At 51.2% G+C, this 25,614-nt stretch carries 24 protein-coding genes and 1 tRNA gene; 5 read left to right on the top strand and 20 right to left on the bottom strand.

The window, feature by feature from the left end:
* Window positions 1-106: 106 nt before the first annotated feature.
* Window positions 107-1,099, top strand: coding sequence for a 4Fe-4S binding protein (locus tag KKH67_07250; GenBank protein ID MBU1318979.1), 993 nt, complete (start codon window positions 107-109; stop codon window positions 1,097-1,099).
* 1,392 nt (window positions 1,100-2,491) lie between these two features.
* Window positions 2,492-3,070 carry a thrombospondin type 3 repeat-containing protein gene (locus KKH67_07245; GenBank protein MBU1318978.1) on the top strand — a complete coding sequence of 193 codons (579 nt, stop codon included), beginning with the start codon at window positions 2,492-2,494 and terminating at the stop codon, window positions 3,068-3,070.
* A gap of 358 nt (window positions 3,071-3,428) precedes the next feature.
* Here the strand turns inward: KKH67_07245 and KKH67_07240 are convergent, their stop codons facing one another.
* Complete coding sequence (locus KKH67_07240) at window positions 3,429-3,737, bottom strand: YdhR family protein (GenBank protein ID MBU1318977.1); 309 nt, start codon at window positions 3,735-3,737, stop codon at window positions 3,429-3,431.
* A gap of 779 nt (window positions 3,738-4,516) precedes the next feature.
* Here KKH67_07240 and KKH67_07235 point away from each other — a divergent pair.
* Both KKH67_07235 and KKH67_07230 read left to right on the top strand, forming a co-directional pair.
* Window positions 4,517-4,849, top strand: coding sequence for a hypothetical protein (locus tag KKH67_07235; protein MBU1318976.1), 333 nt, complete (start codon window positions 4,517-4,519; stop codon window positions 4,847-4,849).
* Between the two features lie 131 nt (window positions 4,850-4,980).
* Window positions 4,981-5,823 carry a hypothetical protein gene (locus KKH67_07230; GenBank protein MBU1318975.1) on the top strand — a complete coding sequence of 281 codons (843 nt, stop codon included), beginning with the start codon at window positions 4,981-4,983 and terminating at the stop codon, window positions 5,821-5,823.
* Between the two features lie 143 nt (window positions 5,824-5,966).
* On the opposite strand, the gene KKH67_07225 is transcribed toward KKH67_07230, so the two are convergent.
* From KKH67_07225 to KKH67_07135, 19 genes are all read right to left on the bottom strand, one after another.
* Window positions 5,967-6,048, bottom strand: a tRNA-Leu gene (locus KKH67_07225).
* Between the two features lie 69 nt (window positions 6,049-6,117).
* Window positions 6,118-6,579, bottom strand: coding sequence for a preprotein translocase subunit SecG (gene secG / locus KKH67_07220; GenBank protein MBU1318974.1), 462 nt, complete (start codon window positions 6,577-6,579; stop codon window positions 6,118-6,120).
* A gap of 42 nt (window positions 6,580-6,621) precedes the next feature.
* Window positions 6,622-7,377, bottom strand: coding sequence for a triose-phosphate isomerase (tpiA, locus tag KKH67_07215; GenBank protein ID MBU1318973.1), 756 nt, complete (start codon window positions 7,375-7,377; stop codon window positions 6,622-6,624).
* Window positions 7,378-7,404: 27 nt separating this feature from the next.
* Window positions 7,405-8,601 carry a phosphoglycerate kinase gene (locus KKH67_07210; protein ID MBU1318972.1) on the bottom strand — a complete coding sequence of 399 codons (1,197 nt, stop codon included), beginning with the start codon at window positions 8,599-8,601 and terminating at the stop codon, window positions 7,405-7,407.
* A 71-nt stretch (window positions 8,602-8,672) separates the two neighbouring features.
* A complete protein-coding gene (gap, locus tag KKH67_07205; GenBank protein MBU1318971.1) occupies window positions 8,673-9,674 on the bottom strand; it encodes a type I glyceraldehyde-3-phosphate dehydrogenase in 1,002 nt (333 codons plus the stop codon).
* A 22-nt stretch (window positions 9,675-9,696) separates the two neighbouring features.
* Window positions 9,697-10,380, bottom strand: coding sequence for an outer membrane beta-barrel protein (locus KKH67_07200; GenBank protein MBU1318970.1), 684 nt, complete (start codon window positions 10,378-10,380; stop codon window positions 9,697-9,699).
* Window positions 10,381-10,389: 9 nt separating this feature from the next.
* Window positions 10,390-11,448 (bottom strand): 6-phosphofructokinase, encoded by a 1,059-nt coding sequence (locus KKH67_07195; protein ID MBU1318969.1) that lies wholly within the window; start codon window positions 11,446-11,448, stop codon window positions 10,390-10,392.
* 134 nt (window positions 11,449-11,582) lie between these two features.
* Entirely contained in the window at window positions 11,583-13,421 is a 1,839-nt protein-coding gene (locus KKH67_07190; protein ID MBU1318968.1) for an aspartyl protease family protein, read from the bottom strand.
* 108 nt (window positions 13,422-13,529) lie between these two features.
* Entirely contained in the window at window positions 13,530-14,753 is a 1,224-nt protein-coding gene (rodA, locus tag KKH67_07185) for a rod shape-determining protein RodA (GenBank protein ID MBU1318967.1), read from the bottom strand.
* Window positions 14,740-16,569, bottom strand: coding sequence for a penicillin-binding protein 2 (gene mrdA, locus KKH67_07180; GenBank protein MBU1318966.1), 1,830 nt, complete (start codon window positions 16,567-16,569; stop codon window positions 14,740-14,742). Before mrdA ends, rodA begins: the two co-directional genes overlap by 14 nt.
* Complete coding sequence (gene mreD, locus KKH67_07175; GenBank protein ID MBU1318965.1) at window positions 16,569-17,075, bottom strand: rod shape-determining protein MreD; 507 nt, start codon at window positions 17,073-17,075, stop codon at window positions 16,569-16,571. Before mreD ends, mrdA begins: the two co-directional genes overlap by 1 nt.
* Window positions 17,065-17,853: a rod shape-determining protein MreC gene (mreC, locus tag KKH67_07170; protein ID MBU1318964.1), complete on the bottom strand. Its 789-nt coding sequence runs from the start codon at window positions 17,851-17,853 to the stop codon at window positions 17,065-17,067. The genes mreD and mreC overlap by 11 nt, the downstream gene beginning before the upstream one ends.
* Before the next feature lie 7 nt (window positions 17,854-17,860).
* On the bottom strand, window positions 17,861-18,313 hold the full coding sequence (locus KKH67_07165; GenBank protein ID MBU1318963.1) for a PTS sugar transporter subunit IIA: 453 nt from the start codon (window positions 18,311-18,313) through the stop codon (window positions 17,861-17,863).
* Between the two features lie 20 nt (window positions 18,314-18,333).
* Window positions 18,334-18,498, bottom strand: a complete 165-nt coding sequence (locus KKH67_07160; GenBank protein MBU1318962.1) for a Trm112 family protein — start codon at window positions 18,496-18,498, stop codon at window positions 18,334-18,336.
* An 8-nt stretch (window positions 18,499-18,506) separates the two neighbouring features.
* Window positions 18,507-19,469, bottom strand: a complete 963-nt coding sequence (locus tag KKH67_07155; GenBank protein MBU1318961.1) for an acetyl-CoA carboxylase carboxyltransferase subunit alpha — start codon at window positions 19,467-19,469, stop codon at window positions 18,507-18,509.
* Window position 19,470: 1 nt separating this feature from the next.
* A complete protein-coding gene (locus KKH67_07150; GenBank protein MBU1318960.1) occupies window positions 19,471-20,511 on the bottom strand; it encodes an undecaprenyl/decaprenyl-phosphate alpha-N-acetylglucosaminyl 1-phosphate transferase in 1,041 nt (346 codons plus the stop codon).
* Entirely contained in the window at window positions 20,508-21,377 is an 870-nt protein-coding gene (locus KKH67_07145; protein ID MBU1318959.1) for a glycosyltransferase family 2 protein, read from the bottom strand. The genes KKH67_07150 and KKH67_07145 overlap by 4 nt, the downstream gene beginning before the upstream one ends.
* Window positions 21,361-22,083: a polyprenol monophosphomannose synthase gene (locus KKH67_07140; protein ID MBU1318958.1), complete on the bottom strand. Its 723-nt coding sequence runs from the start codon at window positions 22,081-22,083 to the stop codon at window positions 21,361-21,363. The genes KKH67_07145 and KKH67_07140 overlap by 17 nt, the downstream gene beginning before the upstream one ends.
* Window positions 22,076-24,520 carry a hypothetical protein gene (locus KKH67_07135; protein MBU1318957.1) on the bottom strand — a complete coding sequence of 815 codons (2,445 nt, stop codon included), beginning with the start codon at window positions 24,518-24,520 and terminating at the stop codon, window positions 22,076-22,078. Before KKH67_07135 ends, KKH67_07140 begins: the two co-directional genes overlap by 8 nt.
* A gap of 552 nt (window positions 24,521-25,072) precedes the next feature.
* On the opposite strand from KKH67_07135, the gene pyrR reads away from it, so the two are divergent.
* Entirely contained in the window at window positions 25,073-25,612 is a 540-nt protein-coding gene (pyrR, locus tag KKH67_07130) for a bifunctional pyr operon transcriptional regulator/uracil phosphoribosyltransferase PyrR (GenBank protein MBU1318956.1), read from the top strand.
* Window positions 25,613-25,614: the final 2 nt, after the last annotated feature.

Below are 25,614 nucleotides of genomic sequence, written 5' to 3'. Positions count from 1 at the left end.
GAGGAAGAAGGAACAGTTGATCCGGATTGTACTCTCGAAAATGTCTCTTGTTCTTCATGCCCCAATTCTAATACAATTCTATAACTCCTCAAAATGATCTGATAAAATCAAAAAGCAGAGGTTCTCCGACAGGCTCCTAGTTGTTGGGATATTCGAGTTCACAATGATGCGGACCGGCAGCAACCTCAACACGAAAGAATGGGCACGGCTCTTCCACTCATATCTTGATGATCAGAGTACATTCTATAAGGCTAATCTCAGCAAAGGGCAGTCGGTCATGCCTCTGCGGGCACTCCCCCACGAGGAAGTTATCGATACTTCCGACTATGTGGAGATACTCGACTACGAGAAAGCATCTGCCATTGTAGAAGACTCGGACAAATTCGCGATAGGTATCTGTTCCTGCCGCCATGAGAAACTGCATACCGGGAAAAAGAGCTGCGACATTCCACTTGAGACATGCTCCACATTAGGGCCGTCAACCGACTACATGATCCGTCACGGATTTGCGAAGGAGGTCTCCAAGACGGAGATGGTCGAGAACCTTGCGCGCTCACGGGAGCTGGGTCTCGTGCTGTGTGCAGACAATGTTCAGCAGAACGTTTCGTTCATTTGCCATTGTTGCGGCTGCTGCTGCAACGTGTTGCTTGGAATCAGCCGCTTTGGATATACCAACGCGATTGTTACGTCGAGCTTCATCGCTGAGATTGACAGAAGCAGCTGCATCGAATGCGCAGAATGCGTCGATCGGTGCCCGATAAACGCAATCAGCATCGGTCCCAATGGAGAATCCGTGATTGATGAGTCTGTCTGCATCGGCTGCGGCGTTTGCGGACTGGAATGCTCAAGCGGAGCGATGCGACTTGTGAAGCGGGGTCAGCGAGTTCTTCATCCCGAAAATACATTCCAGAGAGTCATTCTGCAGAGTCTTGAACAAGGAACTCTACAGAATCTTCTATTCAGCAATCCTCAAAGCATGACACACAGATTCATGCGGGGATTCGTCGGCGGATTTCTGAAGCTGCCGCCTCTAAGAAGAGCGCTTATGAGCGACACACTTCGCTCCTCCTTCCTCGACTTCATGAGCAAAGGCGCCTGATACTCTACTCCGGCAGTTTGAATCCTTGACAGCATCGCAGATTGATATATATTGAGAGTAGAGTTACTTGCAGATGAATATCATCTCATTTCTTGGAACGATGAAAGTCGAATGACCCAATATCTGTGCTTCCCTGCATAAATGCGTGGAGTTTTATGTCACGGATGCGGGGTCAAATGCCGAATAGGAAACTAGTTAAACATGAGGCAGGCACCAGTCGTGCCAGCCTGCGAATGACATGGCGGAGCGGGAGAGTTACGCCGTGCACGGATCGAGAGGATTGATATCATGTCAAAGAGACAGAGATTCTTAGCAGCGTTTGATTATCGGCAACTAGCCTTTGTCATTCTCCTTCTGGTAATGGGAGCTTCTTTGCTCTATGGCGCGGCAGAACGAGCCGTCACTCCACTTTACTATGTTGAAACCGGCCCTGTGCAGGAAGCGATTGACCGCATCGATGGATCTCTGACTCAAATGCCTACAAACATCCTCTGGCGTCCCGTGCTCGATCAGCAATCGGATGATGTCTCTCTCGAGGAGTTTGAGAACTACATCCGCGAGAGAAGAACCAGGCACCCTTTGACATATGGGAAGATTGACGCAGCGAAATCTCCGCAAGCAGGTCTCAACGTAATGTTTTTTACGGATGGGACTGTCCCGGCAGAAGCGGTGACTGCGCTCGGAGTAGTGGAAGCATATCTGGAAAGCCTCTTCTCTGATCCTGTGACGGTATCCGTCTATATCGATTTCGACAACACACTGCCGTCCGGCGTCCTCGGTGCGACGGGTACATACACCGCTGCCACGCCGCCGTCATGGAGCGCGACACGCACCCATCTGCTTGACGACAGAGATGCGGACGATTTTATTCAGAGTTGGCTGCCGGTGACCTCACTACCTGTGCGCTATAACGGAGCCAGTTCGACTGTAACAAATGAGAACCGCTGCAATTTTGCCTGGGCAAACTACGGAGCCGTCGGATACACGATTGGCGGCGCGTCCGGAGAGACCTCTTTCAACCCAGACGTGAACTGGGACTACGACCCATCAAACGGCGTCGTTTCATACAAGTACTGCTTTCAGTCGGTCGTGGCGCACGAGGTGGGGCACGCTTTGGGCTTCCTGTCGAGGGCCGAACAGTGGTACGATCCTGCCTCTGATGTCTTCAGTATGGATATCTTCAGATTCCAGCGAACCGACGGCACGGAAGACTACAATCCGGATACGTATGAGGAGTTCCAAACCTGCCCGCGGCTGGTCGACTACAATTATCCTAACGATTCTCACAACTCCAATCTCTTCTATTATGATGGTACAGATGTCGAGTACCGGATGCAGGACGGAAGTCCTGCGCAGGCATCGCATTTCAGAGATGGATCAGTCTACGGCATAATGTGCGCGTACGCGAATGCCGGCCAGACTTACTATCCGGACTTCTACAAAACAGCCGACAAAGACATGTTCGACGCCATAGGATGGGACTATTCCGGTTACATACCTGACCTCGACAATGATGGTATCGCCGACTTCAACGACAACTGTCCGCAGAACTACAATCCATCGCAGGAGGACAACGACAGCGATGCTGTCGGCGACAGCTGTGACAACTGCATATATGCTGCAAACAACAAGCAGGAAGACCGCGATGGCGACACGGTGGGTGATAGTTGTGACAACTGCCTGTTCATTCCAAACCCCGATCAGACTGATACGGATGGCGATCAAATAGGCGACGCTTGCGATTGGATTTGCGGCGACGCTGACGGTAGCGAAGCGGTCGATATCGACGACGTTGTATTTCTCATAGCTTATATTTTCGGCGGTGGCCCAGCCCCCGATCCTGAGATAAAAGCTGATGCTGACTGCTCCGGCGCGGTCGACATCGATGATGTTGTGTATTTGATAGCCTACATTTTCGGTGGCGGCACGGCCCCTTGCGATCCGAGCGGCGACGGCATTCCCGACTGTTGATTGGGTCGCGCGCTCAGCACCTTTCGAGAACAGCGCATCTTCGCAAAATGGTTAGCGCAGCGATTGTGTCGTTGCGCTGAAGCGCGTCTGCAATCTCTTCTCTACAGACATTTAGATACGTGAGATTTAAGGAGAATCTGTGCATCGGAGATGCGATGAATTGGCCGCTAAACCCAGAGTGAGGCTGTTATGTCCACGATAATGTAGCTCTAAGTGAACATAAGTACCTCTGATCCTCACCCAAGACAATCTGCATGGGAGCCGCTCTCACGGCACCCATGCTCTTTTGAGAGACTTTCTTCAGCGAATCAGCAATCCGGCACTTCATCACTATCCGGATCGCAGGAATCGGGATCGTCTAAACAGGGCCGCGAGTAGTGGCCGTCAAGCCAGCCATTACGTCAAACGGCTTGGCACTCATCTCGCTAAGGGCCGGATGACCTTTCACTTTAGCGCACAGTGGTCCCTCCAAATACGCCTGCAGCGACGCCTCGTCATCAAAGAGATAGATGCCGCCAGCCTCACTTTCCGATTCATTCATGAGCCAAATCTTCCAGCGAAGGCCAGCAACCTTGGCAAACTCCTCAGCAAGCAAGGATGCAGCCTGCTCATACTCGGCACCCGTTACGCTGAACTTAAAATTGACTTGCAGGATTTTCTCAGCCATGGCTGTTTTTCCCCATTCTTGTTTGGTCACATTTACATTTGCCCGTCGTTGCTGTTTTCTGGATGCTCTATCACTACTATAGACATATATTCTCAGTTCTGTCAAGCAAGTTTCTCGAGTACCAACACTCCGGCACTTCATCACCGTTCGGATCACACGGGGCGTTTGGTGTCCGAAGAGGACTGAACAGAGCTTGGCGCGAATTCATGATAGTACCGGCAGATTGAGCAGTCTCTCTTGAAGCCCAGCAATCGACAAGAACTCGTCTTCTCATGTTCCCAACAGTTCCGGCTGCTATCAAGATAGGCCGGACACCCACAACGAGTTGATTCGGGGCAGAAATTGAAATCCCAGCAATGCTCAGGTCTATTATTCACGCTATGTTCCTTTGAATTCAAATGCCAACATATAGTAAATTGCTTAGATTCGACTGATTACTCAGTATAACTTCATGACCCATCAGACGCAAGCGGAAATAGGTGGCAGGTTGCGATTCTGTGTCCACATTGATGGTGATATCAGCCACCAGGATTATCCTGATCCCCGACATAACTCGTGGATTAAAGTTCAAATGCGAAGACGAATGGCAGGTCTTGACTGGCGAGATTACATGTTTACGATAATTATAGTTTGGGTGCTCATACCTGCACCCGTCCTGCGAGCTTCTTGGCTATTTCGCCAACGTGCAGAAATCCAATATCCGCTATTCCCAGTTTACGGACATTGATAGCCCAACTGACGGGTTGAATCGGATCTGTTTCTTGAGGTGAGTACCGAGAATGCTGAAATTGCTCGGAATGGTCGACATCAAGGCACGTACGAATGATCGATCTCATTACCTCGAGCCCCCATATGACAGCCCACTACAGCAACATGCACTCGAGCAACTGAAAAGGCAACTGCTGGATGAAGAGCGGTACCAGACCATCGCAGCCCTGCAAAAGAAACAGTTTCTGGCAGCAGGCGGCGATCCCGATGACTATCAGCGATACAGAACAACCGTGGACAGGCAGATGACCATTTTCCGCGAGCAGATCGAAGCAGGCGAATACTACACTTGCTCGTCCGGCGGTTTCTTATATGCTGTGCGAGCCCGGAAGCCATCGGAATAGAACTCGATTGTTGTGTTTGACGTATTCATATCATTGGATTATGTTCGCTTAATCTGTGGATTGATTAGATTTGATGAAATTATCCGATCTGACAGACCGATCCTGTATTAATAAGAGAAAGGAGCTACACCATGAAAATCCGGGGACATATACTGCTGGCCGCATTCGCTGTTTTCCTTATGGCAATCACGGGAGCATTTATCGGATGCGGAGATGATGAGACTGTCAATCCGCCTGTTGTCACTCCACCGGATCTTCCGCCACAATCGACATTTGTGATGGATTTCGACGATTTCACACAGTACGTGCTTTGGTCTTCAAATGCTGGAGATAACACTGAGGCATTGACAAAGCAGAACTGGGGGCAGTCGGCAGTTCGCGTCGCGTTCTGGAATATCGCGCTGACAGTCACTCTTGCCGTGCCGGTTGCAGCATTTGTCGAAGCATTCCAACATGATCCGATGCAGCTTGAAGATGGCTCATGGCAGTGGACGTACAGCGTGACTGTAGGCGTCGAACACACATGCCGTTTGGTCGGAAATGTCGAAGAAAACGAAGTTTCGTGGAGCATGTATCTCAGCAAAGAGGGCGAATTCACAGACTATCTCTGGTACAGCGGCACACACAATCTTCCGGCAACCGAGGGTGAATGGACCGTCAATCGCGGCCATGATCAAGCTAACCCCTTCCTCGGCATCGAATGGCATCGCAATGTCTCGACCGCTACGGGCGATCTGAAGTACACCAATATCATTCCAGGTGACGCGGAGAACGGCGGCTACATCTACTATGGATCGACAACGGATACTGACTATGACCGATTCTATAACATATACAATAAGGGTCAGGACAACCTCGCAGAAATCGAATGGAACTTCACAGACAAGAATGGCCATGTAAAAGATGAGAACTTCTACGGCGACACCGACTGGCATTGTTGGGACACAAACCTCGATGATGTTGATTGCCCGTAGATTGTAGTATGCAGGTCAGGCCCCGGCGAGATCTGCCGATTACCGGGAAAGTGGTCGGTGTTCACCAAGTGTGTCGACTTGGGATTCTTGCCTACCCCTATTGCGAAGGCCCGCAGGCATTGCCTGCGGGCTCTTATATTTCGTGCCGAGGGCGGGATTTGAACCCGCACGAGTTGCCTCACTACCCCCTCAAGATAGCGTGTCTACCAATTCCACCACCTCGGCTGAGGTCTCTATATCATCAGGCCTGTCTTTATGCTTCCCTGCATGCAGATTCAGACCCGTGAATATCTACTATTCTCCGCCAGATCCTTCCGGCGGTTTCTCCTTCTGCTGACCCTGGTCGGTTTGACCTGTTGGCGTCGGCGTCACAGTGATCGGAAGATCCTGCTGCGGCTGGCCTTCCATCGGCTGTCCAACATTGACCTCCGGTACGTCAGTCGGCGTCACCTGTCCCGCCTGGTCGCGTGCATAGTCCTGCACTGCGGATGAGCCACCGGCAACAGCTTCGCTACTACGCCCACCACCTGTGGTCAGCGTCAGCAGAAGACACATCCCCATGAACATGATCGCCAGGGCAGTCGTAGCTTTCGAAAGAAACGGCGCCGCGCCGCGTCCACCGAATACCGCTCCGGAAACACCTCCGCCACCGCCGAACGCTCCAGCCAGGCCCTCACCCTTGGAGGACTGCATCAAAACGCTGATGATCAGCCCAAAGGAGACGAGAACATGAATCGTAATCAGAATCGTGAACAAGAACTGTTCCTCCTCATGCGCCCCGCAACATGCGAATGCGCTCTATTTTATCGTAGATGCAATTCCAAGAAAACTATCGGCTTTCAACGATGCTCCGCCGATCAAACCACCATCGATGTTCGGCTGCGCCAGAAGTTCGGCTGAGTTTGTCGGTTTCATCGATCCGCCGTAGAGTATCCTCATCTTCTCAGCGCTGTCGCGTCCGAATCTCTCCTCCACCTTCCCCCGTATGAACCTGTGAACATCGTCGGCCATCTCGGGAGTTGCGGTCTTTCCGGTGCCGATCGCCCAAACCGGCTCGTAAGCGATCACACACTTATCAAAACCAGCTTTGTCGATATTGGCAAAAACGCCGTCGAACTGACCGCCGACGACATCCTCCATCCGTCCCGATTCGCGCTCATCAAGCTTCTCGCCGACGCAGACAATCGGAACGAGTCCTTCCGACAGTGCCAGTTGAACCTTCGTGCCAATCAACTGGTCACTTTCCGAGAGATATTCCCTTCTCTCAGAGTGGCCCAAGATAACATATTTGCATCCCGCTGTCAAGAGCATCCGCGCGCTCACTTCGCCCGTAAAAGCGCCTTCCGCCTCCCAGCAGATGTTTTGTCCCCCGATGGCGATATCTGTGCCTTTGACCGTTTCGACGGCACTGGCGATCGACGTGAAGGGTGGACAGATAACGAGTTCATAACGATCATCCGGCTTGTAGCCGCTCCTGATAGCGTTGCAGAGTTCAACCGTTTCGTGGTCATCTTTCTGCATTTTCCAGTTTCCCGCAATTACGTATCTTCTCATTTCTAATCTCGTTCCTTGAGATGAATCCTATTTGTCGCTGAGTGCGGCAAGTCCCGGAAGAGGCTTGCCTTCGAGCAACTCCAGGCTGGCGCCGCCGCCGGTGGAGATGTGCGTCATTCTATCCTGCAGTCCGGACTTGGCGACCGCCGACGCAGAGTCACCACCGCCGACTATGGTCACCGCACCTCGACCGGTAATGTCGGCGAGTATTTTGGCGATCCTGTATGTTCCAGTTGCGAACTTATCGACCTCGAACAGACCCATCGGTCCGTTCCACACGACGGTTTTCGCACCGGACAGAATCTTCTCGAATCGGGTAATGCTGACCTCCCCGATATCAAGGCCCTTCAGGCCTGCTGGAATCCCATCGAATGGTACTGTCCTGATTTCGCCACTTCCGTCCGCAGCGTTTGAGACAACAATATCCACAGGGAGAGTCAATTCAACATTCTTAGCTTTAGCCTTGGCGAGAACCTCCCCCGCCATCTCGACTCTATCCTCTTCGAGTAGTGAATCGCCAACCTCATATCCCATGGCTTTGAAAAAAGTAAACGTCATTGCGCCACCGATGAGAATCGAATCAACTTTATCGAAGAGGTTCTTGATTACTTCTATTTTGCCTGAGATCTTCGCCCCACCGAGGATTGCGACAAACGGTCGCGCAGGATTCGAAAGCGCTCCGATCAAATACTGAAGCTCCTTCTCCATGAGATATCCCGCTGCGCATTGATCGAAGAACTTCGTGACTCCCTCGGTTGATGCGTGCGCTCGATGCGCCGTTCCGAATGCATCATTGACATACACATCACCCAACTTCGACAGCTTCTCTGCAAAGGCGGGATCGTTCTTGGTTTCCTCGATGTGGAATCTCAGATTTTCGAGTAGGAGAGTTTCGCCCGGCTCGAGCAATCGCGATTGCTCTTCGACATCAGTGCCAACACAGTCAGAAGCGAACTTCACCGGACTGCCCAGCAAACCAGTGAGACATTGCGCCACCGGTTGCAGGCTGAACTCGCTCTTGCGTTCACCCTTGGGACGGCCAAGATGCGACATCAAGACAGGAAAGCCACCGGAAGAAATGATCTTCTTGATAGTCGGCAGTGCAGCTCGAATCCGAAGATCATCGGCAACCATGCCATCAGGAGTCAGCGGAACATTGAAGTCGACCCTGACTAAGACTCTCTTGTTTGATAGGGACAGATCATCTATGGTTAGCTTGTTCATGATCTTTCTTCTCCGCTTCGGAGAGCAGTCAGATTACTCTCCGATTATATATCTGTGAAATACGGTCTATTCTACAGCATTCTCTCCATCATGTCGACCATGCGGCAGGAGAATCCCCACTCATTGTCATACCACGAGAACACTTTCACCATCCGCTTCGCCATGACAGATGTCAGCAGCGAATCGAAGATCGACGAATGCGGGTTACCTACAATATCGATCGAGACGATTGGATCGGTGCAGTACTGGAGATATCCCTTGAGTGAACCGCTCTCTGAAGCCTTCTTCATTGCGGCATTTACTTCATCCTTCGTGACATCTTTGCCGACTGTGGCGACCAGGTCCACTATCGACGCATCGGGTGTTGGAACACGAATCGAGAGACCGTCGAGTTTGCCTGCCACGTCCGGGATCACAAGTGAGATAGCCTTTGCCGCGCCTGTCGTGGTCGGGATCATAGATACCGCCGCCGAACGAGCACGGCGCAGGTCCTTATGCGGAAGATCGAGTATGCGCTGATCATTTGTGTAAGAATGGATGGTCGTCATAACACCGTGCAGGAGGCCGAAATTATCATTGAGCACCTTCACAACCGGCGCGAGGCAGTTCGTGGTGCAGGAACCGATCGAGATTATGTGGTGTTTTGATTTGTCATATTGAGCACAGTTTACTCCGATGACGAATGTGCCATCCGGATCCTTTGCCGGTGCTGAAATCAGGACTTTCTTGGCGCCGGCTTGAATGTGCTTACCGGCACTCGCTTTGTCGCGAAACAGACCGGTGCATTCTATCACTATGTCCACACCATGAGCCTTGTGAGGAAGCTCCGCGGGGTCCTTTATCGCTGTCACAGCGACCTTCTTGCCATTGATGACCAGGTTATCGCCGTCAACCTTGACCTCGCCGTCGAAGATGCCATGCACTGAGTCATACTTGAAAAGATGTGCAAGCGTTTCGGCGCTTGTTATATCATTGATGGATACGAAATCGAGTGCAGATTTGTTCTTCATGGCGGCGCGCAGAACGAGTCGTCCGATTCTGCCAAATCCGTTAATAGCTACCTTCGATCCCATGGTCTCCTCCTTGAGTTTACTCCTATTTCTTTCTGAAAATATAGGCTATCCCTACGGATATCTGATAGCCGGAATGATCTTTGTATCCTGCGATATACTTGGAGTAGTCGATAGAATAGTATTTGAAATTCGATGTCACTGCAATTGTCGACGACACGTAAGACTCGAATCCGCCTCCAGCCCACCAACCAAAAGCGGTTCTCGATTTTGATCCGAAATCGTAGTATGCATACTGATCAGTGTAGAGAGTTCCCCCCTCGAATATCTCTCGCGTGACAACGAGAGAGCCGCCCCCATGAATATACGGCTGATAATGACCGCTGACAATCCCCGATAGCGGCGTGATCTTGAGACCTAACGTCATCGGATAGACGCCTGCCGATCCGAAGAGCCTCCCTATCGATTCATTCTCGTACAGAATGTCCCCGCGATTTGCATTTCCGAGAGAGACTTCAAGCGCCGTCTGATCAAGGAAGAAGTAATTGAAGAACACTTCTGCTGCAAATCCGTTATTCGTGGTGCTTGACGATATGAGGTTGTCCCCGAAAATCGATTCCTCGTTTGACGTAAAATGATAGATGCCAAGGCGCACGCCTACAAGCTGATTGCCTCGATTGCCCTTGATGGTGTTGTGGGAATCATCTTGAGCCCAGGCAGCTTGAAGAAGCAGGGTGAACAGCAACGCTGTCATGAGTCTCAATCTCAAGAAATACTCCTAACCGAAAAACACCGCAGCCGTCTCATAAAGCTCGTCATCAATTGTTCTTGTCTCATACACAGCCTTTCCGAGCTCGACCGCTACAATATCTTTGCCGCGCAAAGCGACCATCTTGCCGAACTCTCCGCGCTCTATTAGATCCACAGCTTTGACCCCGAATCTGGTGGCGAGAATCCTGTCAAATGCCGTCGGCGATCCACCGCGCTGAATGTGCCCGAGAATCACCATGCGACTCTCGAAACCGGTTCGCTTCTCTATCTCGCGAGCAATAACATTTCCTATGCCGCCCAGACGTACATGTCCGAATTCATCCGTGCCGAGCTCCTGGACAATGAATGAGCCATCTCTGTCTTTCTCTTTCTCCAGCGATATTTTGGCACCCTCGGCCACGACGACAATCGAGAAATCTTTCCCCCGATTGTGACGCTTCTTAAGCAGTTCACACACGTTGTCCATTTCGACCGGACGTTCAGGAATAAGAATAACATCTGCGCCGCCCGCGATTCCGCAGCCAATAGCAATCCATCCGGCATGCCTTCCCATCACCTCACAGACCAGAACTCGGTTATGTGATTCCGCTGTTGTGTGAAGCCTGTCGATCGCTTCGGTCGCAATATTAACAGCCGTATCATATCCGAAAGTATAGTCTGTCCCTGAAAGGTCGTTGTCGATTGTTTTCGGAATACCGATCATATTGACACCTTTGTGGAATAGCTTTTCGGCGACTCCCAGCGTGTCCTCTCCACCCACTGCGACGAGGCAGTCTATTTCAAGCTTCTTGATGTTTTCCAGAACCCGTTGCTCACCATTCTCGATCTTCTTGCTGTACGGATTTGTACGGGACGTCTTGAGGATTGTCCCTCCTCGGTGGAGTATTCCGGACACTTCCGCGAGTGTCATCGGACGGGTCAGGCCTTCATCGATGAGCCCACGCCAGCCCTCGAAAATGCCAATTACTTCCCACTGTTTCTGAGAGATCGATTTGCGAACTACTGCCCTGATGACAGCGTTCAACCCTGGACAATCACCGCCACCCGTCAAGATTCCTATCTTCATACAATCCTCCGACTCAGATAAAGGCCGAATATAGCCGATTTCAAGCACCTGTCAAGCATGTCGGTCTATGCCTGCTCCCACAATCAGTTATCGGCCAACTTCGGTCAAACCAAATGCCTGATTTGCCGAGGGTTTCAATATAATGGCGTGCTCTCCAGCTTCACCCTCGTCACGATGCCATCCCGTTCTATTTCAAGTTCTATTACAGCGTCGTTGTCTGAATGTAACATCTCGTTGACCTGATAGAGTTCCATCGATTCTACAGAGATGCCGTTGACGGCAATAATAATGTCCCCGACCTTCAATCCATTCTTGTCGGCAGGGGTTTCATCCAAGACAATATCAACGATTATCCGATCATCAACCTTCCTGAGGGATATCCCGGTTGAAACGACTTCGTCCTTTTCGCGGATACTGGCATTCGGCGTCAGAAACAGCAACTCGTGAGGATAGTCGAAGGTACACGTAAACTTGGCAAGAAGCCCGCCACCGATGTTGCCGTCAACACCTTCGATCGCCATAATTCCTGAGTCGACAGTCGTGAAACTGCATGGGACATCACGGAGTATCTCTGTTCCAAGACGAAACGATTCGAGTCTCCCGCTCACAGACATGACGGTCGCGCCGCCGATACCTCTTAGCTGCATTCCCTCCCGCGTGCTGCGGGATTCTTCGATCAGATTGTATTGATTCACTACATCAAAACCGAGATCGAGATAATTTGCCGAGCCAGTATCGATCCTGAATCTCCGCAGAATCGTATCGTTGATCGTCGCGGCAACCATCGGGTGGTTCGACTCGATCTCCAGAGCAAGAGTATCCCTGCCACCGTATGTCAGTGAATCATCCGGAAGGAAGAGGGTCAGAAGCGAATCATAATAGTCAATCTGCACCACAAAGCGAGCGAACAAACCGTAACCGAGGATGCCGTCGATCGGCTCTTGTGCAATCTCATTGATCGATGACAGATCAAGCTCTCCGGCAACCAGGTTGCGCATCACTGCCTGGCCTACAGACAGCGAGTCTATTGCAACGAAGCTCCCGGCTTCCACTCCGCCGACACCGACCGCAGGAAGTTCTCCTGTTCTTTCAAGAACAAGACTAGTGGCAGCATCCCTTCCGATAATCGTCATGCCCGCACCGCTGTCGAGAAGGAAATTGTAAGGTCCGTCGGCACCGATCATCACCGGCAAGTAGATGTGATTCGAACGAATCTCCAGATCAACGGTCGTGAATTTTTCTCTATAGATTCCAAAATCGGGACGATCCGCTCCCTGAAATTCAAAAAGCTCATCATCGATAGAAACATTGAATTCTTGAGAGATTGTGACGGCCTCGGCATCCAGCATCGCGACACCGGTCTCCTGCCTCGTGCGGAAGGCAACCATAAGACCGTCGACATCTCTGTAGTCCTCCTGCCAGGATCGGACTTTGAACATCTGAACAGTTTGCTCTGAGAATGCTATCAGATTTGTCTCCGGATCGATGAAGAGGGTCATATCGAGTCCGCCATCAGGGGCGATAAGAAGCTTGTGATAGCTCACACCCTCAGATTCCTGGTCGCCGGTATAAGTAACCGCTGTTCCGCGATACTCTTTCCTGATATAGCCGCCGGATGTGACAAACAGAGTAGTCACGAGCTCCTTTGCTTCCTCCCCGGCAGCACGTCTCTGCTGGCCGTTCAAATCGACCATCCAGAGATCATCGCCATCCGCAGCTTGGATTATGGTTGCCATCGGAAGCTGCACTTCGCTGCGGAACTTATCAGGATGCTTGTAATAGATGGTAGACGTTCCCTCCATTCCGGCAACCTTGATCTCGGACACAGTCCGGGAAGACTGAATGTTCTGTATTCTATCGAACCCACCCATAGCCTCTATGTGATTCTCCAAGATCTCATCAAGTGTAACAGCGCAGGAATCTCCAGCCATCGCCATCAAGATCAGACAAAGGAGTATTAAAACCGCTTTCATTCCATATCTCCTTCAGACAATAGATAATCTGGCTCCACAGACATCATCAGCAAGGACGCGTGATAAGGCCTTGAGTGAATCATCTTCGTTCCGGCTGCTTCCGGCATGTCAGTACTCCTGCCAATTCAGCTCAGCGTTGAACATAAGGCCGAGGATGATCCAGCACAGTAGCAGGGATGAACCACCATACGACAGAAATGGCAGCGGCAGCCCCGTGACAGGCATTAGTCCAAGTGTCATACCCATATTCACTACGACCTGAAAAGCGAGAATCGTAATTCCCCCGATCGTCACTAATGATGCGAAGCGATTGCGGCACTTATATGCAATCCTTACTCCGACGAGGATTATCGCAAGGAAAGCCAGCAGGGTTAATGCTCCACCCCAGAACCCGAATTCTTCCCCCAGAACCGAGAAGATGAAATCGGTGTGTCGTTCTGGTATAAACGCAAGACTTGTTTGAGTTCCTGCCATGTATCCTTTTCCCCACAAACCGCCGGAGCCGATTGCGACTTTCGACTGAATAATCTGGTATCCCGCTCCCAACGGATCGCGCGATGGATCAAGGAACGCCAGGATTCTCAGCTTTTGATAGTCCTGCAGCTTGTTCCAGACAAAAGGCATGATCATTCCGGAGCCGAGGTTGGTAGTGATCACAAGTGAACTGAACAGTGTTCCCGGTTTGATGACCTGCAGCAATACCAGCAGCAGAACAAAGAATACTACCCACGATACCCAGTGAGAGGATGCCACCAGGCTGACCGCCGGAGATATCAACAGCAGCATATAGGTAGCGGGCAGTCCCGACCAGAATAGTATCAGAACAAGCACCGCAAGAAAGACGAGAGAAGTGCCGAGATCGGGCTGTCTCAAGATCAGGAGCATCGGTACGAGAACCAGAAACAGCACAACTGCGAGCTTCAGGACAGAATTGGGCAGTCTCCTCGAGTAGGATAGATACCTTGCGAGAACGAATACCACTACGATCTTGGCCAACTCAGAAACTTGAAAATTGAAGAATCCGAGACTGTACCATCTCCCGGCCTTTCCGGAACCGACAAACAGCAAACCTATCAGAAGCACCACTGTTATTGCATAAAATACGTAGGAAAATACTTCAAAGAAGCGCATCGGCATCAATGCCACCACCGCAAAAGCTACCAGTGAGGCAACCAGCCACACAATCTGCCGCTTGTAATAATCCTGCTGGTACTTAGATGACGCGTCGGACATGGCGCTGTGGATCGTCAGCACTCCGGCAATACTGAGAAACAGGCCGCATGCCAGAATGATCAGAGCCATCCTTGACACTCTTCCCTCAAGGAACGGCATTGGCAACCTCCGGGACTATCAAACTTGTAGGAATTGTATCTTGAATGATCCCCTTCGACTTGAGATACTGATCGATCATCTTTGCGACCAGAGGAGCCGCCACTGAGCCCCCATGCCCGGCATTCTCGACGATGCACGCGATGGCTATTACCGGATTATCAGCGGGCGCATAGGCACAGAACCATGCATGCTCATTGCCGTGTGGATTTTGCGCTGTTCCAGTCTTACCCGCGACAGTGGTCCCCTTTACCTGCGCCAGATGCGCAGTCCCGAGCTTACCATTCACAACTTCGACGCACGACCTCCGCAGGATACGCATGGTCGATTCCGAAAATGGTAATCCGCCGACTTCTTCCGGCTCCTTGAATATCTCTTCTCTGCCGGTACCGAGGCTGTACAGAACATGCGGCCGCAGAATTCTGCCACCATTAGCAAGTGCAGAATAGAAAGATGCCATTTGAAGTGGAGTAACAAGGATCTCCCCCTGACCTATCGCCAGGTTGAGAATCAGAGCCGACGACCATTTTTCCTCTCCAAATCGCTTGTCATAATAGGCCACGTCAGGAACAAGTCCGGAGACTTCGTCGGCGAATTCTATGCCGGTTTTCTTGCCGAATCCGCAGGCGCGCGAATACTCCGCCCATCTGGTGACTCCAAGCTGCCTCCCGAGCTGATAGAAGTAGACATCGCAGGATGCGGCAATCGCGTCGACCAGAGTAAGGACCCCATGTCCCGATTGCTTGTGACAGCGAAAAGTCCTCGTTCCGTAGCGATAACCACCGGTGCAAGAGAGAAACCGCGTGTGCTCTGTTATTGTACCCGTTTCGAGCCCGGCCCCCGCCACAATAAGTTTGTACACTGAACCGGGAGGATATGTGGCCTGAATACATCTATTGAGAAGCGGGTGTCGCTCATCCGTCGACAGCATATTCCAATCCTCAGGAGACAAGGGTCCCGTGAAGAGGTTTGCATCGAAGCTGGGCTGCGAAACGAATGCCAGCACAGCCCCGGTGTTCGGATCCAGCGCGACGACAGAGCCCGTTAGCGTATCCCCAAACAGAGACTCGCCAAGCTGCTGCAAATCGTAATCAATTGTCAGCTTGATATCGTAACCGGGAGATGGGTTAATCGGAGCACGCTCCTTGAGGGGACCAAGAATCTGCCCTTTCGCAGTCACTTCCAGATATGTGGTGCCGTCCGCGCCTCGCAAGTAATCATCAAATGCTCTTTCCGCACCCTTCCGGCCGACCAACGAACCTGAGTGATACCCTTTGCTCCGAAGCTTCTCCAGCTCATCACCCGTAATTTCGCTGAGATAACCAAGGAGATGTGCAGCCATGCCCCCTGACGGGTAGTTCCTCGATTGATTCAGTTGAATCACAACCCCTGGATATCGGCCCGAAGTCTCTTCGATGTTGCACACAACTTCGAATGGAGCGTCGCGCTTCAGCCGCACAGGTTCGTACCTTCGGAATCCACTTTCGCTAATTTTCTTCGAGATGCGCTCCTGTGGCATTTCAAGGAGCTCCGAGAGGTTTCCAGCGGTCGAATCGAGATTGGTTATCTCGCTCGGCACAGCCGCAACTTCATAGGAGGGCCGATTGTCGATAAGCAGTCTGCCGTTGCGATCGGTGACTCGTCCTCGCACGGCCATCTCCGGTACTATTCGAATGCGGTTCTCTTCTGAGATCTCCAGATAGCTCTTATGCTGGAATACCTGCATGTAGAACATTCGTCCGAGAAGCAATAGCATCAGCGCCGCGAGGATACCTGCCAGCAGGTTCGCTCTCAACTCTTGTGAATAGTGACTCTCCATCAGGACTCGAATCTGATTGTCAGTTGACGCTCGGACAAGTACAGCACTCCCGCCGCGACCAGAGACGTGTAGAGTGCGGATGGGATTATCATATTGAGAAGCGTGATCAATTCAAGATGAGGGTCAAACGAGTAAACAACAAGGAAATACAGAATATCATGTGCGGTCACGACACCGGCGACGAGTCCGATACGAATGACAAGGCTTTCGGTACGAACCCTGTGTGAGATCAGGAAAACCGCGATCGCTGCGAAGACTTTCAAGAACGCACCCAGACCGAGGAACTGTGGGCTCTGCGAATCGAGGAGAATTCCAGCTCCAAAACCGAACGCAACTCCCCAGGTGAGATCACGTGTGAGCGTAAGCCACACAATAATGATAATGATCAGGTCAGGCCTGGCCAACCCAATGTTGACAACATCTACACCGAGCGTCTGGTAAAACAGAACGACCAGGATCAGTCCCAGGAAAAGTAGTATGTCTCTGACCATGCTATCAGTTCTCACTTCGCTTCAAAATTGTCAATTCATCCAGTGCCCTGAATTCTACGAACGGCCGGATATAGATCGACTTGAAAAACGGAGATTTCCCCCGGGATATCGAGACGATCGTGCCAATCGGGAGATTCTCCGGGAATACCCCGCCCAGGCCGGAAGTAATGACGGTGTCGCCCATACACACGCTGTCAGACAACTCGACGTTGTCGAATAGCAGATGCCTGCCACCATCCCATCTTACGATTCCAAGCACACGTGTGTTTGCATCGCGTGCGGCAGCCCTGCAATCAGGTGACGTCAGCAGTTCTATGGTCACTACATCGCCCATCGTCGACATCGTCTTGCCCACCAACCCTTCAACATTCACGACAGGCAGATTCGGTGTGACAACTGCGTCTGAGGCTACTTCGGCAATTACCGCATTCTGCCGCCTCTTTGGATCGACAGCGACGATTTCCGCGGGAATCAGCTCGTATTCGACAGATTCTTTGAATCCGAGTAGGTCTCTGAGCCTGATATTCTCTCTCTCGTGCGCACGTAGCGTCGACAACTCGAGCATCTGCCCGGTAATCGTACGCTTCAACTGCCGATTGATCTCATAGACCTCAAAGGCGCCTGTCAGCTTGCTTGAAATGCCCCAGAAGGGCGTGTAGACGATGTTGAGATTAGAGGATATGAACGCCTTGACACCGAAAGGCAAGAGCAGACAAGCGAGGCTGACTCCGGCCAGAATCAGGCTCGTCCTAAACGGTTTCTGCTTTATGACAAAAGGCGAAATCCATTTCATTCCATTGTCATTCTACTGTGTCGATTATCTGCAGTAGTTCTCCCGGGCTCTTGACATTCATCAGCTTCTCGCGATTCTCCTCGCTTTTCATGATGAAAGACAAGCGAGCCATAACATTTAGATGCGCTCCGATGGCGTCCTCGGGAGCAGCAATCAGAAAGAAAAGACTCACGGGTTTCTTATCCATGGCATCGAAATCGACTCCATCGTCTGATCTTCCGAAAGCGATTACGATCCCGCGGGTGGCTCTGGTCTTGGCATGCGGAAAGGCGACACCATAGCCTACTCCGGTCGTGACAAGATTTTCTCTCTCTATGACATCTCGATACAAGTCGTCTCTGTCTTTCACAAGATTCGATTTGGCAGCTAGATCGACAAGTTCTCGGATCACTCCTTCTTTGTCCGTGCTTTTGATCTCGAAGGTGATCAACTCCTCAGAAGAGAACTTGGATAACTTCATCGCAAACTCCTTGGGCTAATTTAGAACTGTTCCGCTTCATCAATGACCATGACAGGAATGTCGTTCTTAACTCCATATTTGAGTCTGCAAGCGTCGCAGATCAATTGGTCGTTGTTTCTATCATATTCAAGACTGCCCTTGCATTTAGGACAGGCTAATATCTTCAGTAGCTCATCGCTTGGCATTCCGCCACCTACTCATGGTAGAAGACTCCCATATTACGGAATTTCTCCAGCCGTTTGTCCAGGAGTTCTTCGATACTGAGTTCCACTAACATGTCGAGATATTCTTTGATCGCAGAGCCGAGAACTTCCGCAACGCCCTTGTGGTCTCTGTGGGCGCCGCCTGCCGGTTCCGGCAATATCTTGTCTATTATCTGCAGCTCTATGAGATCATCCGCGGTGAGCTTCAGCGACTCGGCCGCATCCGGAGCTTTGGCAGCGTCACGCCACAAAATTGCTGCACATCCCTCCGGCGAAATAACGGAATACCACGAATTCTCCAGCATGAGCACCACATCGCCGATCCCAATACCGAGCGCGCCCCCTGATGCACCCTCACCGATAATAGAGATTACGATGGGGACCCTGAGCCTCGCCATTTCCTTGATATTGCGAGCTATTGCCTCCGCCTGACCCCGTTCCTCGGCACCCAACCCTGGGAATGCGCCGGGAGTGTCGATGAATATCAAGACGGGAAGACTAAATTTATCGGCCAACGTCATCATTCGCAACGCCTTGCGATAACCCTCCGGATGCATCATGCCAAAATTTCGATACAGTTTTGACTTGGTGTCACGCCCCTTCTGCTGACCGATAATCATCACCTTCCGTCCCCTAAAGTACGCTGGGCCGCAGACTACCGCTTTGTCGTCGGAGTAGCCCCTATCGCCGTGCAGCTCCACAAAACCTTCCGTCATGTGCTCGATGTAATCAAGCGTGTACGGTCGCTTCGCGTGACGTGCGAGTTGCACCCGTTGCCATCGCGTGAGATTCGAGTATATCTCTCGCGTGAGCTTAGCGAGCTTGCGCTCAAGGCTCTCTATCTCTCGTGTGAGCTCAATAGATTCCCCCTGCGCGAATTCGCGCATTTCGAGAATCTTCTTTTCAAGCTCCACGATCGGCTTCTCAAAATCTAGTAATACACCATTTGCCATTTCACCGACCCTGGCTGCGTTTCAGCTTTAAAACAAATGACGAAGCGAACAAAATCAAGATAAATGTTGCGAAGATTGAAAATACTTTGAGCCGATCAAACCAGAACAGCGCCGGAATGAACGCCGTAAACGCAAGCGATACACCGGAAAGGATTGTCAGAGTTGTCTTCTGGCTGAACCCGTAGTCAAGAAGGTAGTTATAGATATGCCGGTTGTCCGCCACATAAAATCTCTGCCCGGTCACTGACCGTCTTATAAATGTGACAAGAACCTCAGTAAGCGGCACACCGACAGCGACTAAAGGAACAAACATCGCCACTGCGGTGAAGCTCTTGATCGGGCATATCACTGCAAGCATTGAAAACATGAATCCGAGGAAAAGCGAGCCTGAATCCCCCATAAAAAGCTTCGCAGGAGGCTTGTTGAAGAACATAAAGCCGACTATTGCTCCCGCAAGACACACAGTGATCGCTACCACCGACTCGACTTCAAGAAGCACACCAGTCAGAAGCATACCGAAGCAGACTGTCAGCGATACCGAGCCGGCGAGCCCATCCATCCCGTCGATGAGATTCACGCTGTTCGACAGAACTACAATCCAGAGAGTTGTGACGGGATAGGCAGCCCATCCCAGTTCGACAGCCCCAGAGAACGGAATGTGAAACATCGGGATCGTAAAACCGCCGAGCATCACTATTGCTGCCGCGACGAGCTGTCCGAGCAGCTTATGTACGAATGAGAGATTTCGCAGATCATCCACAAGACCGGTGAGAAACACCACAAGCGATGCCAGAAATATCACAATCAGTCGACCGGACAGTTCCTCCTGAATGGTAGCAGAGGCCTGGAAAGCTACTGCGAACACTATCCAGAACGAAATGAATATAGCAGCGCCGCCGAGATGCGGCATGGGCATCTGATGCCGCTTGCGAGCAGTCGGCATATCAAACACGCCGAGACGCCTGCAAACCTGTATCGAGACCATTGACAGAAGAACTCCGCCTACGAGAGCTGTAGCGAAGTACAGCGGATATGTGCTCATCTCGGCCTCCGTAAGATGGAGAGAATGATCCTCACACCGAGGCCCAGAATAAGCAATAGTTCCAGAAGGACAAGTTTGACTCTTTGGTCAGGGAAATGCTTTTGAAATAGACGATTGACCGAGCTGTGGTGATGGTAATAGCGAGTGTGAATCGACTGCCGCCAACTCGCCGCCCACTCGTGCACAATTTCCGCTGCGGGAAGAAATACGACTTTCCATCCCCTCTCTGCAAACCTGATGCACAGATCAGTATCCTCGCAGTACATGAAAAACCGGGCGTCAAACCCGCCGACCTCCTCGAAACAACTCCGTCGTATCATTGTGTGAGTACATGAACAGGCTTCTACCGACGTCGGTTGACTGTAATCCGGAAGCGTGTAATCATGCCGAGATGACCAAACTAATGATAATGGCGATTGCCGGGAATGAAGCACGTTGCTGAAAGTCGGAAATCGTCTGCAGGATGCCTGAAATGAACCATCATTAGAGACAAGCCTACCGGCAACCGCAGCAGTGTCGGGATGTTCGTCAAGATATTCCGTCATGACGATCGATACATCGCTCCGCAGTCTGCAGTCGCTGTTAAGCAGCCACAAGTACTCGCCGGTGCATTCTGATGCTGCAAGATCGACAGCAATTCCGAATCCCAGATTCGTATCTGAAGAGAGAAGCTTCACGTCCGGGAATCTGCGGCTTATAGACTCCACCGAACCATCGCAAGAATCGTTGTCGATGACGCATACTTCGTACTCTGGCTGCCTGACATGCCGATAGATCGAATCGATCAGCGCGAGCGTGAGCCGACGTGTATTATAATTGACAATTATGATGGAGAACACGCTATTGGGCCTACTTGAGCTTGCCAAGAATGCTCCAGATTCTGAGTCGCCACACCATTACGACAGCTTCGCGAATAATCTTCTTCGACATTTTCGACTGGCCCGCCGTGCGGTCATAGAAGATGATAGGTATCTCCTTGATCTTGAAGCCCTTCTTATGTGCACGCAAACTCATCTCTATCTGAAACGAATAGCCGTTTGACTTCACATCATCAAGGTTGATCGCCTCGAGCACTTCCCGTCTGAAACATTTGAACCCGCCCGTGGCATCTCGCAAAGGAAGCCCTGTCACAATTCGTGAATAGACATTGGCATAGTAGGATAGCAGCAGCCGCATGATCGGCCAATTGACTACATTGACGCCGGAGATATAGCGCGATCCGAGGACAATGTCATATTTCTTGATACTTACCAGAAAATCCTTGAGATATATAGGATCGTGAGAGAAGTCGGCGTCCATCTCGAATATGTAATTATAATCACGCTCCAGAGCCCACCTGAAACCTGCAATGTATGCCTGCCCGAGGCCCTCTTTCTTCTCCCTGTGCATAACCATCACGCGTGGGTTTGCACTCGCGATTCGATCTGCAATATCGCCGGTGCCGTCCGGGGAGTTGTCATCAATAACGAGCACATAAAGGCGATCATCCTGTTGAAGGATCTTCGGGATAATCCTCTCAATGTTTTCCTTCTCGTTGTAAGTCGGCAGAAGAACCAGCGCTTTGTCAGCCATGTCTCTCTCCTCGTCTGGTCCGTGAAGCAACAAATCCTATCACCAGCGACAGTGCGACAAATATGACAGCACCGTAAGTCACTGCCCGGGACGTCTCATATATCTCTGACTCATAGACAAATTCAACAACATGCTCACCTTTCGGAACACCGATCGCCATGAGTGCGCTGTATGCTCGATAGACTTTAGTCGGCTCTCCATCAATGAAGGCCTTCCATGCCGGGTAATGCGGATCGGTGAGACAAATGAACGCATCTTCCTTAACCTGAGTAGCAATCTTTGCATAACCCGGTTCGTACTCGATCAGCTCGCAATCCTCGACCTTGTCATAGAGGGGCTCCTTCGGCTTGAACTCCGGCTCTTCATCGAGCAGCATGAATCTGCGCGGATCGAATCTCTGATCACCTACTATTGCAACAGTGGAGTCAGGGTCGGCGATCACTCTGTAATCGTGAACCAGAAACGCGCGCGGCAGTGCTGATCTGTTCATATAGATCGTGACACCATCGGTGTCGTAGACTCTCGATAGAGTTGTATCCGATACTTGAAATCCGGCTCTGTACACAAGAAACTTCGTGCTAAGCAGATTCAATACCGGCAGTTTCGGTGCACCTCTCCGGTCATAGAGGTTTGTGAATGACAAACCACCGATCAACCTGTCATATGCCGCAATCTGGTTGCCGTGATATCCGGTCACCTGGGGAAGATTGAAATAGGCATAGTAGTCCATCGATCCGAACATCCGGCCGGTCATGTCAATCAAGCGATCGTTTCCTATGTTCCTCTGGAGATATGCCACCGACGAATGCGGTGAGAATCGCAGCGTCGGGTCCTCAATACTGATAAACTTGAAATCTACGCGCCAAGCCTCGGCCACAGAGAACAATGCGATCAATGCCAGCGCGGCAATCCCAACCTTGCGTTCGCCAAACATCTTGATCAGGAGAAACGTGCCCGCGACAAACAGCGCAATCAGCCAGAGTCCGCCCTGAATCGTGCCGATATTCGCCGATGATGCCGCAAACTTGTTCTGGCTCATCGCCGAATACCGCGCGATATCCATAAGCGTTTCGCCGGCAACCGTCCAGAACAGCGCGAATGCAGCATAGACTCCTGTCACTACGAGCAGAACCGTCAGCAGCTTCTTCCGCCTAACAGACTTATCACCCCGGAATTCCTTCACAAGATACTGGATTCCCATCGCACCGAGCAGTGCAAACGAGAATGACGCCAGAAACATAATCATACTCGGCGCGCGCATCGACTTGACATTCGGCACCAGGTAGTAAAATAAGTAGAACAGAGGCGTGGTGGCGCCAAGTGCATATATCAATGCTATGATCCCGAGGCCGAGAAAGAACCATTTCCGTTTGTCATGGAAGAAAATCAGGCCGAGAACACCGAGCAGCAGAGGGAAAAATCCAATGTACTCCGAGTTGTCTTTAAAAGGATTCCTTCCCCAATATGTCTGCCCTGAATGACCATCGACACCGGCATACAAAGGCACGAACATCCCGACGAGCTCTTCGGGATGCATCGACCACGATGTTGCCCACTCGTATCCGCCTCTCCCCTCGCCCGCTCTCGGAGAGTACTCTTTGACATACTTGTAACCGGGATAGAACTGGATCGCGGAGAGCGCAAGCCCGATTATAATCGCGACCAGGAAGAATCCGGTCAGGACGCCCCCAACCGCGAGCGATCTTTCCCTGATATATCTCGTTATTAACTTGAAGATGAAATACGATCCGATTGCCCAAAGAGAGAAGTATGCCATCTGCGGATGTGGTGTCAGAATTATCAACCCGATGACTGTACCGAGGCCGACAAAATCAAGGTATGATTTCTTGTCCATTCCCCGTTCAAGAAACATGATCGTAAGTGGGAAAAGTGCCGTTACGAACATCTTGCCGTCATGTCCCGGCGCGACAAGCGACACGAAGTATGGCGCGAACATGTAGAACAGTCCCGCGAATGTAGCCGCGAACTTGCCAAGTTTGAATGCGCGTGTACAGAGATACATCGTTATGCCCGCCAGGAAGACATGAAACACAAGCGCCCAGCCGAGCGCCCTGAAAAGCGGGAATATCATCTTGAACACGAAGCTGATCGGGTAGAGAATGTCACCGTGGAACGCATCGACATACGGCATCCCGCCAAAAATATACGGATTCCACTGTGGCACAGAGCCATGAGCCTTAACATACTCGACAAAGAAATTGCGGAAGAAGACCCCTGCCTGCAGCATATCTGATCCGAAGAGCATCTGATTGGAGAAGACAAACTTGTGGAAGAGGATCAGTGTCAGGATACCGATTGCGACGGCATAGTAGAGAAAATAGAACTTTGACTCAAAGATGGCATCGAGCGCAGGTGGTTTCGATGATCTCGGTTTCTGTTCGCCTTCAGCCGCCTTCTTGCTCTTTTTCTTTGCCACAATCTATCCTTTCGAATAGTGTCTGCAAGAAACGGCCTGTCGATATATCTGAAGTGACATCAGAAAGTTATAGCGCGCCAGGCCATCCGAGTTCCAGCCGACAAAATACACTAAATGATCTACACCGCCAACCTTTTTCTTGAGCCCAACTGAATGCCAAGATAGCAGGGCAGAATCCCGAGCGAAGCGGAGCGAGCAAAGTGGTTCTGCCAGACTTCGAGTGTAGCGAAGCGCCGTCATATCGTCAAAGGGCTTGTTGAAAAACCACAGACATTTTGTCATTGTGTGGACGGCAGATGTCCACATCGGTACTCCCCTTTTCCCACAAACCGCTTGACATCCGAGATTCCCAGCATTATTTACGCCTCAACGTGAACCTTTAATCCGGTCCCGCGAGGCCGGAAAGGGAACAGAACATGGAAACCACTCCAGAACCTCCCTCCACAATGCACGGGAGGATTTTTTCTATATACAATCTGACAATAGAAAGGAGGAGTCTTGACTTCCAGTGTGACAGAAGTACTCGATGACAAGAAGGTCGAGCGCGCATTGATGCGCATCGCCCACGAGATTATCGAGCGAAATGCCGGCGCGGATGACTTGGTTATCATCGGTATACGAACACGCGGTGATCATCTCGCGGACCGAATAGCCGAGAAGATCAGCGAGGTCGAGGGAACCGAAGTGGATGTCGGCTACATGGACATCACCTTCTACCGCGACGATGTCCACTCGCGACTTGAACAGCCGGAGATTCACCAAACGGAGATACTCTTTCCAATCGACGACAAGATTGTCGTGCTTGTGGATGATGTCCTCTTCACAGGCCGTACAATTCGCGCCGCGCTCGATCAGATAACCGATTTCGGCAGGCCGCGCGCAATTCAACTCGCGGTGCTGGTAGATCGCGGCCATAGAGAGCTGCCGATCAAAGCTGACTATGTCGGGAAGAATATCCCAACGTCACCGGATGACGAAGTTGTCGTGACGCTCAAAGAGACAGATGAACATGACTCGGTCAAACTGCATCAGGTGATGCGTAAGTCCACGGCCAAGTCATCGAAGAGTAAACCTTCCAAAAAGAGAAAGTGAGG

The sequence above is a fragment of the Candidatus Zixiibacteriota bacterium genome (genome assembly GCA_018820315.1).
Classification (GTDB): Bacteria; Zixibacteria; MSB-5A5; order JAABVY01; family JAHJOQ01; genus JAHJOQ01.
The sequence above is the reverse complement of the archived record's forward strand: the minus strand, read 5'-3'. Positions and strand labels throughout refer to the sequence as shown.